The sequence below is a fragment of the Mesorhizobium sp. Primo-A genome, from assembly GCF_003997175.1.
GTDB classification, from domain to species: Bacteria; Pseudomonadota; Alphaproteobacteria; order Rhizobiales; family Rhizobiaceae; genus Mesorhizobium; species Mesorhizobium ciceri.
Genome location: NZ_RZTG01000026.1, coordinates 21,229 through 34,052 on the forward strand (window position 1 = coordinate 21,229; position 12,824 = coordinate 34,052).

Below are 12,824 nucleotides of genomic sequence, written 5' to 3' on the forward strand. Positions count from 1 at the left end.
AGCGCGCCATTGCGGGACATTGGCTGCGAAAGGCCTTCTACAAAGCGGGGTGGCTCCTGGGAAGGGGGACCTTGTTTCGTGCAAGGAGCCGACCTATTCTAGGCTCCGTCGCGAAAAACAACTGCCTGACCATTGTCACCTTCGTCAGGCAGGTGAGTACACGTCAACTGTGCACAGCACGGTTCGGCCAGCGTCTCCGAGAGCAACCGCCCGACGAGAAGTCGGGCTCATGGCAACCGTCATTCCGACGGATGCATTGGAGCGCTAAAAATGCGAAATCATATTGCAATCATTGGTGCGGGCCTTGGTGGCCTCACGCTTGCCCGCGTTCTTCATGTCCATGGCGTTTCAGCCACGGTCTATGAAGCCGACGCCTCCTCTGCATCGAGAGCGCAGGGGGGACTTCTCGACATTCACGCATACAACGGTCAGCTCGCCCTCAAATCCGCAGGTCTGTTTGACTCGTTTCTTCAGCTCGTCCGTCCTGGCGAAGATGCAAAACGGATTGTCGACAAGGACTGTCATATCTTGTTCGACAGGCCGGGCAGCCACAGCGGCGAGCGTCCTGAAGTGGACCGGGGCGAGCTTCGCAAGATGCTCATCGATTCGATCCCGGCCGATATGATCCATTGGGACCATAAGGTCACGTCCGTGGCAGCTACCGAGGACAATCGCCATGAGATCACCTTCATGGACGGCTCAAAGGTGACCTGCGACCTTGTCATTGGGGCCGATGGCGCGTGGTCGAAGGTCCGTCCACTGCTTTCTGATTCAAAGCCGGCCTACACGGGAACGTGTTTCGTCGAGACATTCCTTTTCGATGGCGACACGCGCCACAAGGCGAGCGCAGAGGCGATCGGCAGCGGCACGCTGATGGCCGTTGCGCCCGGCAAAGGTATCCTGGCGCATCGCAATGCCGACGGAAGTCTGCATGTCTACGTCGCCTTGAACAAACCGGAAGACTGGATCGCTTCGATCGATTTCAGTGACGCTGAAGCTGGGTTGGCTCATATCGCCGGGCAATTCGAAGGATGGGCTCCGCAGCTGACTGCCCTCATCACGGACTGCGACACCGATCCAGTGCTTCGACCGATCTATGCGCTCCCGGTTAGTCATCGCTGGAGCCGGGTGCCAGGCGCAACTTTACTCGGCGATGCCGCGCATCTGATGTCCCCATTCTCTGGCGAAGGCGCGAACCTCGCCATGCTTGATGGCGCGGAGCTTGCCCAGGCGCTCCTTGCCTATCCTGATGAGATCGAAGCCGCACTCACTGTCTACGAAAAGAGACTCTTCCCACGAAGCGGCAAGGTGGCCCAAGAAACCGAGCAGAACCTAAAGCGGTTTTTTGACGACACCGCACCGCAAAGCGTGGTCGATCTGTTCAGTGCGATGCAGGCATCGGCGAAGTAATCGCACTGGGGCGTGACTCGTTGAAGTCCCCGACAACACGACCGGTCGGAGGCCCAGGAGCACATCTGGGCTCCGCGGTGATACCGGCGGAATCTGGAAGGAGGTCCAATGCGAAGCGGGCTCGATCTAAGCGGTATCCGGCGCAACCGCTACCCCGTTGTTCAGAGATATCGCACAGGGGATACAGCCTGAGTCACCTGATCTTCGGCCCTGCCGCCCGCCAGTTCCGAGAATAGCCGGGCGCTTGTGGGTCCAAGGGTAAATCCCTGATGGCCGTGACCAAAATTGCACCAGAGGCCGGGGATTTTGGGAACGGCGCCAACTACCGGAAGCATGTCTGGCATGCATGGCCGCCAACCTGCCCAGGGCTCAGGCTCGACGGCTTCACCGAAATCGATCACCTCGCGCGCCATACGTTCGGCTCGGGCCAGTTGCCAAGGCGTCTTGGTCGACGCGAAGCGGGCAATCTCGGCGCCCGTGGTCAGTCGAAGCCCTTGACTCATGGGGCAATAGAGGGCCGCGGCGGCAACATCGAACAACGGCCTGCCTGGAAGGCGATCGGCTTTGTAGTGCCTGTGGTAGCCCCGCTTGCGTATCATGGGCATGGAAACGCCCAACGGCCTGAGGAGGGATGGCGACCAGGCACCGAGCGCAATGACGATGTTTTCAGTGGCCAGGCGTCGCCCGTTCCGCAAGTGGACGTGCCAGCCGGAAGCAGGCTGCGTCAGTGACCGCACTTCTTCTTCCAGCAGGGTGCCGCCGCGGCGGCGAAAAAGCGCTGCATACGTCGCGACGAGCCCGCCCGGATCAACACAACTTCTGCTTTGTTGCCAATGCACGGCACCCGCGAAATCCCTCTTCAGGCAGGGCTCCTCACCTCTCAACGCCTGATTGGTCAAGATGCGCGACTGAACACCAAAGTCCTTTCTGTAGCGTTCCGCCTGCGCGGCGTCCGTATCGAGCTCACGGGCCTCGCGATGCATCTGGATGTAGCCGCGTCTGACGAACAAGTGTTCTGCGCCGGCTCCGGCAATCAGCTTGTCGTGGTCCGCGGCGCAGTGGCCAATCAACTGCCTATAGATATGGGAAATTGTCCGATATCTTATCGGGGCAGAGTTGAGATAGTAGAGCGCGAGTGGCAGTGCCGCGGAGGGCAGAGCCGCCAGCTGGTACCTGACGTCGTTGCCCAACCCGAGTGCCAGACGCAGTACATCAAGCGCGGCCCGCGGAAATGCATAGGGCTCCATCACTTCGAGCTGGACAATCCCGGCGTTTCCGTAGCTTGCCTCCCTGCCCGGTTGCCGACGGTCAATGATGATGACCTCATGCCCGCCTTCTTGCAGGGCAAGTGCTGTCGTCACACCGACGATGCCGGCGCCGAGGATCGCAAACTCACTCATCGGCAAGTCAAACGCTACAGTCCTGCGCGATGACAGCTATTTCAATCAGCGCGTCGATGACCAACTCGCTAACCACAGTGACACGGACCGGCAGCGGATGGTGACTGAAGAAAGCGCGATACACCTGGTTGAAGGCGGAGAAATCGTCCTTGCGCACCAGGTAGCAGGTACAGGAGAGGATATCGCGTCGCGATAATCCACTAGTGCCAAGGGTGGCCTCGATCCGCCGCAGAACGTTTTGGGTTTGCTGCACAATGTCGCCGGAGATTTTTCCAGTGTCATCGAAGCCGAGTTCGCCCGAGAGGTAGACTGTATCGCCGGCACGGCGAAGGTTTGAGAACGGCAGTGTGGAAGCGGTCATGACAGGTCCTTGGAAGGATCGGCGCGGCGGCGCTCTTTTGGGTTCGCTAGCGAGCAAACAGGTTCTGCCGTCGCAGGACGTTAATACAGGATGGAGCCCGCTCCGAGGCGAGCAGGCTTCCAGTTCCAGCGGCAATCAACGAGAGGTCGTCTCCGCGCCCTTATCCATGGAGAAACTGAGCTGGCTGTAGATCGCTCTGTCCTTGTCGAAATAGCGCGCCCATTCACGGTCCCCGAATGAGAAATGCCACCATTCGCCGTCAAATGGCGCAAAGCCGGCGCGAAGCATGCAGAACCTGAGCGTCTGTCGATTGCGCCAGTGCTCTCTCTTGATGAATGGCGAAAAGACGTAGGTGTCCGGGCAATCCTCGCCCAGTTCAGTGCCCATAGCGAGCGCCTGACCGTTCGATTGAATGATCCGGACGTCGACCGCGCCGCCGGTCGGGTGCCCTGCTACCTCCGGTACGGCCGAGAAACGGTGAGCCGCCTCCTTCAGCGCTTCACCAGACAGGGAGGGAGTTCTTTGCTGCACGTGCTGGATCTGATCCTGGAATTGCTGGCGCTGCACATCGAGATGCCGATAGCCACAGACAACCTCCAGGTCGTAATCTTGTGCGATTTCGCGGAGCGCGCGTTGCGCCACATCCAGCATCGGAACCACACGCGACCGGACGAAGATCTGGTCTCCCGTGTGTACTTTCATCGTACTGTCTACGGCGAGGACTTTGCCTGAGAACTCGGGGCCGATCGCAATCAGGGGCTCGTCATTGTCCTCCACCGGCACTGCGGCCAATTCCGTGTATGTCAGGAAATGCCGCTCAAGGGCAGCATAGCAGGCGTCCTGCGTGTTCATGTAATTTTGCTCCTCGCAATTCTAGATCAAGGGATGGTGACAGGCGGCTTGCTGTCCGCTGGCGATAGTCATCAGGGGCGGCAATAATTGGCGGCACAGGTCAGTGGCGCGTGGACAGCGTGCTGCGAATGAACAGCCGGGCGGGATATCATAGCCACTGGGGACTTCACCCGAAAGCCGGGCGACCTTGCGTCGTTGCTTGGGGTCGGGCTCGTATGTGCTGTCGAACAGGGCCTGCGTGTAGGGGTGGCAAGGCTTGGCGTTGCTCGCCATCACCTCGACCACACGGCCCAGATACATGACAAGGACGCGATGGCAGAAATAGCTGACCAGTCCGAGGTCGTGGGAAATGAAGAGATAGGTAAGGTTCAACTCGCCACGCAGTTGGTCCAACAGCGCGATGATCTGCGCCTGTACCGAGACGTCCAGAGACGCTGTCGGCTCATCAAGCACAACAAGGGACGGCTTGAGCGCGAGAGCACGGGCAATGCCGACCCGCTGTTTCTGTCCGCCTGACAACTGGTGGGGATAGCTGTTGGCGACAGCACCACTGAGGCCAACCATATCCAGCAGCGAGGTCACGGTTGCCTCCGCCGAATCTGGCTTCACGCCCTGGATGCGGAAAGGCTCAAGCAACGCATCTCTTATCGAAAAACGAGGATCGATCGCCGAATATGGATCCTGGAACACCAGTTGCATGTGACGGCGCAACCGCCGCAAATTCCCCGCCGACAGCTGGGCGATGTCTTGCCCGTCGAAACGGACCTCTCCCGCGCTGGCCTCGATCAGCCGAAGCACCAGGCGGGCCAAGGTGGATTTGCCACATCCCGATTCACCGACGACCCCGACGATCTCGCCGCGTTGAATTTCGAAGGAGACATCGCTGACGGCGCGGAAGACGCGCGGCTTTCGAAACAGGGCCGTGTTCGTAAACCGGCAGCTGAGGTCCTTCACGGATAGAAGCTTGCTCATGCTGCTGTCACCAGATGGCAGGCGGTACCATGGCCTTCGCAATCACCGTGCAGTTTGGGAATTTCGGTCTGGCAGCGGACGACAGCAACCGGACAACGCGGACGAAAACGGCAGCCAGTCGGATAAGCCGCGGCGTTCGGTACCGTTCCTGGGATGGCGCTAAGGCTACCTCGCACCATGCCGAGGCGAGGAATGCAGCGGATCAGGGCTTTTGTGTAGGGATGGCGAGGATTTTCAAAGATCCGCTCCACCGCACCGGACTCAACTATCCGCCCGCAATACATGACAGCCACCCGATCGCAAGCGTGTGCCACGATGCCCATGTCGTGCGTTATGAGGATCAGCGCCAATCCGCGCTGCTTTACGAGATCCACGAGGATCTTGATGATTTGCGCCTGCACGGTGACGTCGAGCGCGGTGGTCGGTTCATCCGCAATCAGAAGCTGCGGCTCGCCGGCTAGCGCCATTGCGATGACAATGCGCTGCTTCATGCCGCCGGAGAGCTGAAAGGGATAGAGATCGTAGACGACAGCGGGATTGGGTATCTGCATGTCCGTCATGAGAGCCAGACTTCGTGCGCGGGCGGCCTTACGGTCGACCTTAAGATGAAGGCGCGATGACTGGTCGATCTGGGGGCCGACCCGTATCATCGGATCGAGCGACGTCATCGGGTTCTGCGTTATCAACGCAATCTTTCCGCCACGCAGCCGGCGCATGCGCTTTTCCGGCAGGCCCACCAGATCGATGCCGTCAAACGCCATGCGACCTGAGCTGATCCTCGCACCGATGCGTGGCAACAGGCCCATGATCGCTGTCGCCGACAGCGACTTGCCAGACCCCGACTCGCCGACCACGCCGAGAATCTCGCCACGATCGATACCGAAGGTGACATCATCGACAGGCGAGAAGGCGCCGAAACCGATCTGCAGTCGTTCCACAGCAAGAAGCATTTTCATGCGCCCTTTGGTTTGGATCGGACATTGAGCGCCCCAATCAGAGCGTCGCCAAACAGGTTCAGGAAGATGACCGTCATGGCCACGGCAAATCCCGGAAACAGAATCACCCATGGGGCGATGAAGAGCTGCGCCGTCCCGGAACTCATCATGGCGCCCCAACTCGGCGTTGGCGGCTGCGCGCCCAGGCCAAAGAAGCCGAAAGTGGCTTCGAGGATGATGGCATCGCCCGTGGCAAGGATGGCGGCGACCAGCACGGGAGCAAGCACATTGGGCAGAAGGTGGGAAAACAGGATACGAAAGTGCGTGGCGCCGAGATTTCGGGTGGCTTCGATATAGGTTTCGCCGGTGAGCGAGATCACCTGGGTGCGCGTCAGCCGGGTGAATTGTGCAAGGTAGGCAATCGCCACCGCGCAGACGACGCCGCCGAGTCCCGGCCCGACGACGGCGACCAGCATCAAGGCTATCAGTATCTCCGGAAACGACCAGGTAAGATCGACTGCCACCATCACGATCCGGTCCAGGGCTCCACCGAAATATCCACACGCGGCACCGAGGAATAATCCCAGGAGCAGCGACAGGCCAATCGCCGTGGAACTGACGGTGAGCGAAGTGCGAGCGCCGAAGATCACACGCGACAGCACGTCGCGGCCCAACTCATCGGTCCCCAGCAGATGGCTCGTCGATGGCTGCTGGTTCATGATGGAGAGGTTCTGCTGGGAATCGCCATAGGGCGCCAACCATGGGGCGAGAAGCGCCGCGCTAATCAAAAGCAGCAGATAAACGCCCGCGACACACCCTTTTGGCGTGGCAAATGCGGACACAAACGCGGTGTATCGTTTGCGGGTCACGACTGGGATCTCCGCTGGCGAGGGTCAATGAAGGCTTGAGCGACGTCGCCCATGAGGGTGCCCAGGATGACAGCCATCGCAAGCATCAGCAGACAGCCTTGAACCAGCGGATAGTCACGCTGGTTCAGCGCGCGGATCAGCAGGCTGCCCAAACCGGGGCGAGCGAATACATATTCGGTCGTCACGGCGCCGCCGATGATCCAGCCAATACGCAGCCCCAGAATGGTCACGACAGGCAGCATGGCATGGCGCAGAACATGCCGGATCTGGATACGCCACGGAGACAGCCCTTTGGCGTACAGCAGGGTTACGAAGTCCTGGCTGGCCGTCTCGACCATCGCGATCCTGGTGATGCGCGCCACCAGGGCAATGCCACCAAGGCTGGTGGCAAGGACCGGCAGGATCAACGAAGTCCAGGACCGCACGCCGGAAACGGGAACCCAGCCAAGCCAGACAGCGAAGACAAGGATCAGGAGCAGGCCAAGCAGAAAACTTGGCAGGGTCGCACCAAGCAAGCTCAATGCGCCTATCGCCTCGTCGATCCGCGTGCCTTGATAGCTGGCAGCGAGCGCACCGGCGACAATCCCGACCAATGAAGAAAGGACAAGCGCCGCCACGCCGAGCTGGAGGCTGTATGGCAGGTTTTGCAAGATGAGATCGCGCACCGGCCGAGCTTGAAGGATCGAGGTGCCAAGATCACCTTGCAGAAGGTGGAACATCCACAGCAGATATTGCTCGATCAGGCTGCGATCCAAGCCGTATTTGACAACCAGTTGCGCGCGCTGAGCCGGCGAAGAGCCGGCCCGCACCAGATTGTTGATGGGATCGCCCGGGACGAAGTGGACGACCATAAAGACAAGAGCCGAGACAACCACAAAAATGGGCAGGAGCAACAGCGTCCGCTTCAGGAGATATGCGGCCATGGACCAGGTCGCCTACCCGACCGCTTTCAGGTCGAGAACCGTCTGCTGCATGATCTCCGCCCCACGGATGGCTTCGGGAACCGACAGCATGTCGCTGTTGTAGGCTATATTCTGCGCGGCCTCGTGGATGGGTATGAAGACGAACTGGCTAAGGATATATTCATGCAGTTTTTTGAAATTAGCGACACGCTCGTCCCAGGTCTTGGACTTGTGCATTGCGATTTCGTTGAGCTCCTCTGAGCGCGGATCGTCCCACATCGATACGTTTGGGAAGGGAATGCGTTTTGCGCTGAACTCCCAATCGAGTTCGTCCGCATTGTTCCAATCGTAGTGATTGACGACAAACTGGTGTTCGCCCTTTTTGAGTTGATCATCCAGCGAGGCTTTATCGAACACAGCGATATCGACCGCCATGCCAACCGCCTTGAGCTGAGCCTGCACAATTTCGGCAATCCGCTTGTATTCGGTCTCGCCTCTCGTCCAGAGGCTGACCGCCAGCGGTGCCCCGGCCTTGTGACGGACGCCATCGTCGTCGCGAACCCATCCGGCCTCGTCGAGCAGATGGTTGGCTTTTTCCGCATCGTAGTGGATCTCAAAATCCTTGCCGACCCGCGATTCCGCGAGCGAGGCGATAAGAAATTGGTGCGACTCTGTTCCGATGCCGTTGTAGACGCCTTGGAGGATGGCAGCTTGATCAACAGCCAGGGCTGTCGCCTGACGAATCTTGATGTCGGTGAACGGCTCCTTGCGAACGTTGAACTTGATTGTGGTGACGCCGATGCCGGGCAGGGTCCGGAACTTGATGCTCTTTTCAGCCTGCAACTGAGGGAGAAATTCGGTAGGCAGGCCAAGCAGCATGCCAACCCCGCCGGTCTTCAGTTCCAGGAAGGCTGTCGAAGCATCCGGAATCTCGCGCAGTGTCAGACGCTTGATGCTTGGCGGCCCCTGATTTTCGGAGAGCGGATTGGGCCAGGCATAATCGTCATTGCTGACTAGCACGGTTTCCTGGCTGATGACGAAGCTCTCAAGCTTGAAAGGCCCGGTTCCCACAGCTTCCGTCACGCCGTAGCCGTCACTCACTGCGTCATAGGACTTCGGGCTCGGGATTCCCATGAACACGTTCGCCAAATAATAGATGAGATTTGGCTCTGGCCGCTTCATGATGAACCGGAACGCATGGTCATCGATGATCTCGACGTGGTCGATGGCGTCGACCATGAACTGATTCTCGGTGCCCGCGTATTTCGAGATCCACCACGGGATCGTGTGCGCGTTGAAGGGCTCGCCATCGTGGAACTTGACGCCCTGACGCAATGTGAAGCTCCAGCTCATCCCGTCCGGGGAATTTTCCCAAGATTGCGCGAGATGCGGATGGTAGGACTGATCGGCATCCATCTCGATCAGCCTGTCGTAGATCAAATAGGCTCCAAGATTGAGATAGGTGCCGCGGATCGGGTCGTAGTTGGGGCAGCCATTGCTGCTGCTGCCAAGCACCAGCACAAGCTCGTCCTGCGAGGCATGCGCAGGAGGAGACAGCACTCCAACCCCTGCGGCCAGCGACAGACCAGATGCCGAGATCAGAAACTCGCGTCTATTCATATTCTCTCCCCTTTTTTAGTTTTTTTGACGGCATTCCTGAGTGGTTAGCTGCCTCACCATCTCGCAAGCTTGGCCCCTACGACGAGGTCTTCGATCACCGAGGCCCTGAAATCGCCGGTCTTCTTGGTGCCCTCGATGTTCATCAGCACGGCGACCGCATGGGTTTGATCCCGCGTCAGGACCACCATGTTGGAGGCGCCCACGTCGCTGCCGGAATGCCCGACGAAATCGTGCCCGTTGATCGGCTCAGAAACCCAGCCCAGCCCCTGGTACGAAACCAGTTCCGGATCGACCTGGTCGTGCAACATGGCGGCTACTGCGCGTGGCGACAAAATCGCGCACTGGCCGGTTATTCCGCCAAGCATGCCACGCAGGATTTTTGTGAGGTCGGCTACCGAGCAACGAAGCATTCCAGACGGGACATCAGGATATCCCTCCTGCGGCAGCTCGTTGAACGCGCCTTTCACATATTCATAAGGCTTGGCGAGAACGTTTGGTGCAAACTCTTTCAGATACCAATGCGCATTTCGAACACCCAGCGGTTCGAATATGTTCTTCTGGGTATACGCGGAAAAGCTCTGCTTGCTGATGCACTGGACCGCATAACCTGCCAACGCCACCCCGACATTGCAGTAGCTCCATCGATTGCCTGGCTTGGCTGGGAAAAACGACGTGGTAGGCGAATAGTATGCGCCACCCTCAACAAGATAGTCCTTTAGAAAGCCCTTCAGGCTTTGCGTCGGATCTCCGTCGGTGGCCACGTCCAGATCGTCGTAGCCTTTATCCGAGATACTGGATGTGTGCGTGATCAGCTGATGCGGCGTGATCGGCAAGCTCGGGTGGCGAGGGTTCTTGATCCGAAAGTCGATGAACTTGTTGATGTCATCGTGCAAATCGTAGCCCTTCCGCTCAAACAACTGGACCAGGGCCGTGGCGGTGACCAGTTTGCTGACCGAAGCCAAATGCATTGGCGTGTCCGCGGTCAATTTGCGGTTTTGCGCCAGATCGGCAAACCCGAAGGCCGCGGTGTAGCGCGTCGCGCTGTCTCTGGAGGCGATGGCGACGGCGGCTCCTGAGACCTTGGCGGCCGCCATGCGTGCTGGAAGGGAGGCTTCGAAATCGTGTCGCCAGGCTTCGAACGACTGCCCCTTCTTCTCGTCTGCGGATGCAACGCGCCCCTGGGGAACAAGCAGCCCCGCCAAACCCATCTTGAGCAACGAACGTCGGGTCGAGATCATAATGGATTTCCCTTCCTGGACATTTTCGGATTTGCGGCCTGCGCACGAGGCCTTCGCTGATACGAACCAGGTTGCACGCCTATCCGCCGGCACTCTGGCGACCAAGTCGCCCGGTGCGAATTGTTCCATCCCTTTCCCACACTGCATGTGCCCATCGAAGCCACCTACGATGGTCGGTGCAGTGTCTCAGTGTCCGCCGCTTTGACATTTATTGTTCAGTGGACAATAAAAACATTATGTATATACCTTTGCCGTGTCAACGACATTTTTTGCCCGGATTGGCCTCCTCCCTGGCGGGCGGCAACCGACGCGAATAGCGAGAAAAAGGTGAAGGTAGGATCATGCAGTCATTTCCGAACGACGCCATCTGCCCTCGGCAGGAAATCGCCTCTCTTCCCGTTTACAACGCTGGAATATCGGCAGTTGCCGCGCGGCGGGTCAGTGGCCTGCAAGACATTGCGGCATTGGCAAGCAACGAGAATCCTTACGGTTCATCGCCGGCAGTGTCCGCCGCCCTGGCATCACTTGTCCCATCGCGCTACAGCGACCCGGCGTCGGCTGCGCTGCGGCACGTGCTTTCGGAAAAGCTCGGCACCTCCTCTGATCAGATCGTCTGCGGCAATGGGTCGGAGGAGTTGATTGCAGCACTTTGCCGCGCGTATCTGCAAAAGGGTGATTCGGTCTTGACCGTCTCACCGTGCTTCGGCTTGCACGAGATCGAGCCCATGGCGGCCGGTGCACAAGTGCTCAAGGTGCCGATGACACCAGCACTCGATTATGACGTGGACGGGTTGGCGGATGAGCTCACACGCAGACCAAAGATCGTTTTCGTCTCATCGCCTTCCAATCCGGTGGGGCGGGCCTTGTCGCGCAGGGCACTCGACCGGCTGCTTGACGCGGTGCATCCCACGACATTGTTCGTGTTGGATGAAGCCTATTTCGAGATGATCGACTCCAGCTATCCGGATGGCCTGCAGGTGCTGAGCGGTCGCTCGGATCTTTCCTGGGTTGTGCTACGCACCTTCTCCAAGGCCTATGGTCTCGCTGGCTTGCGTGCGGGCTACGGCATCGCCTCGGATGAAGGCATTGCCAGGGTGATGCGTTCATGCATGACCCCGTTCAACGTCAACGCGGCCGCGCAGGCTGCCGCCATTGCCGCGCTCCAGGACGAAGCATGGATGCTGCAGACCACGGCCAAGATACGGCACGACCGAAACATCCTCGCCGATCGCCTGGCCGGATTGGGTGTCCGCGTTGTCCCGTCCCAGACCAACTTCCTGTTCCTCGACTTGGCGACCCAAGCTGCCCCTGTGGCTAGCGCCCTGATCAAAAAAGGCATAGTCGTCAAGCCATGGATGGAGGCCGGCTATCGTCACTTTCTGCGGGTGAGCATCGGGACAGCAGGGGACAATGAACGATTTGCGACAGAACTCGGGCACATCCTCGGCCTCGCATAGTGGCGACGGAAAGCTGCCTTGAACACACAGTCTTCCACCAAGAAGCGCTCGGTCGGTAGAGCAGGCGCTATCGGCTTGACGCGGGAGCGCGTCGTGGAGGCCGCCATTACCCTGATCGACGACGAAGGAATAGCCGGATTCTCAGTCCGCGCTCTCGCCCGCCGGCTCAACGTCTATCCGGCCGCCCTGTACTGGCATGCGGGCGGCGCCAAGTCGGATCTGCTTGCCGAAATTTCGGGCGCGCTGATTGCAAGCCTGATGACACCCTCTGATCTGCCGGACGATTGGCGCGACACGATCCGGCTTCTATTCCGCCGGTTTCGCGCGCGCGTCCACGAGCACCCCAGGGCCGCCCCCCTGCTCGGTCCGCATATCCGCTCCAACGGCGCGCCGAATGCACCTTGGGTCGAGATCATTCTGACTGCGCTCACCCAAGCCGGATTCGAGGATCAGGCTTTGATCAATGCCTTCAATTCAGTGGTTGGCGCCCTGGAAGGCTATATCACGATGGAACTCGCCGCAGACGGCGCTACCGAAGACTCGGAATGGGTCGAAACATTCAACGCAGGCCTTGATGCGCTTGACCCAGCGCGGTTTCCGTTGGTTACGCGATACCTGCCGCAAATGTACAACCGGTCGTTCGTGATGCGCTGGAAAAGCGGGAACGTCGCCCCGCTCGAGGATGGTTACGACTTCCTGATCGAAACCCTGATCCTGGGACTGGAGGCGCAGGCCAAACCTGGCCGAAACAGGGATAAGGACGCTGGCGAGCAGACCACGGATAGATGACCAGATATACGGGCGCAGC

General features: G+C 59.3%; 12 protein-coding genes. 3 read left to right on the forward strand and 9 right to left on the reverse strand.

Features of this window, described 5'->3' with window-relative positions; genetic code table 11:
• Positions 1–270 precede the first annotated feature (270 nt).
• Positions 271–1,410: an NAD(P)/FAD-dependent oxidoreductase gene (locus EOC83_RS30880; RefSeq protein WP_063170693.1), complete on the forward strand. Its 1,140-nt coding sequence runs from the start codon at positions 271–273 to the stop codon at positions 1,408–1,410.
• A 161-nt stretch (positions 1,411–1,571) separates the two neighbouring features.
• Here the strand turns inward: EOC83_RS30880 and EOC83_RS30885 are convergent, their stop codons facing one another.
• The 9 genes from EOC83_RS30885 to EOC83_RS30925 form a co-directional block, all read right to left on the reverse strand.
• Positions 1,572–2,810 (reverse strand): FAD-dependent oxidoreductase, encoded by a 1,239-nt coding sequence (locus tag EOC83_RS30885; protein WP_063170886.1) that lies wholly within the window; start codon positions 2,808–2,810, stop codon positions 1,572–1,574.
• A 7-nt stretch (positions 2,811–2,817) separates the two neighbouring features.
• Complete coding sequence (locus EOC83_RS30890; RefSeq protein WP_063170694.1) at positions 2,818–3,171, reverse strand: RidA family protein; 354 nt, start codon at positions 3,169–3,171, stop codon at positions 2,818–2,820.
• Between the two features lie 135 nt (positions 3,172–3,306).
• Complete coding sequence (locus EOC83_RS30895) at positions 3,307–4,023, reverse strand: M15 family metallopeptidase (protein ID WP_063170695.1); 717 nt, start codon at positions 4,021–4,023, stop codon at positions 3,307–3,309.
• A gap of 21 nt (positions 4,024–4,044) precedes the next feature.
• Positions 4,045–4,995 carry an ABC transporter ATP-binding protein gene (locus tag EOC83_RS30900; RefSeq protein WP_063170696.1) on the reverse strand — a complete coding sequence of 317 codons (951 nt, stop codon included), beginning with the start codon at positions 4,993–4,995 and terminating at the stop codon, positions 4,045–4,047.
• Positions 4,992–5,951 carry an ABC transporter ATP-binding protein gene (locus tag EOC83_RS30905; RefSeq protein ID WP_063170697.1) on the reverse strand — a complete coding sequence of 320 codons (960 nt, stop codon included), beginning with the start codon at positions 5,949–5,951 and terminating at the stop codon, positions 4,992–4,994. The genes EOC83_RS30900 and EOC83_RS30905 overlap by 4 nt, the downstream gene beginning before the upstream one ends.
• Positions 5,948–6,799 carry an ABC transporter permease gene (locus tag EOC83_RS30910; protein WP_063170698.1) on the reverse strand — a complete coding sequence of 284 codons (852 nt, stop codon included), beginning with the start codon at positions 6,797–6,799 and terminating at the stop codon, positions 5,948–5,950. Before EOC83_RS30910 ends, EOC83_RS30905 begins: the two co-directional genes overlap by 4 nt.
• Complete coding sequence (locus EOC83_RS30915) at positions 6,796–7,722, reverse strand: ABC transporter permease (RefSeq protein WP_063170699.1); 927 nt, start codon at positions 7,720–7,722, stop codon at positions 6,796–6,798. The genes EOC83_RS30910 and EOC83_RS30915 overlap by 4 nt, the downstream gene beginning before the upstream one ends.
• A 12-nt stretch (positions 7,723–7,734) precedes the next feature.
• Positions 7,735–9,321 (reverse strand): ABC transporter substrate-binding protein, encoded by a 1,587-nt coding sequence (locus EOC83_RS30920; protein ID WP_063170700.1) that lies wholly within the window; start codon positions 9,319–9,321, stop codon positions 7,735–7,737.
• Between the two features lie 53 nt (positions 9,322–9,374).
• A complete protein-coding gene (locus EOC83_RS30925) occupies positions 9,375–10,559 on the reverse strand; it encodes a serine hydrolase domain-containing protein (RefSeq protein ID WP_063170701.1) in 1,185 nt (394 codons plus the stop codon).
• A gap of 341 nt (positions 10,560–10,900) precedes the next feature.
• On the opposite strand from EOC83_RS30925, the gene hisC reads away from it, so the two are divergent.
• Both hisC and EOC83_RS30935 read left to right on the forward strand, forming a co-directional pair.
• Positions 10,901–12,016, forward strand: coding sequence for a histidinol-phosphate transaminase (gene hisC, locus EOC83_RS30930; protein WP_063170702.1), 1,116 nt, complete (start codon positions 10,901–10,903; stop codon positions 12,014–12,016).
• Between the two features lie 18 nt (positions 12,017–12,034).
• Positions 12,035–12,805, forward strand: a complete 771-nt coding sequence (locus tag EOC83_RS30935; protein WP_063170703.1) for a TetR/AcrR family transcriptional regulator — start codon at positions 12,035–12,037, stop codon at positions 12,803–12,805.
• Positions 12,806–12,824 lie beyond the last annotated feature (19 nt).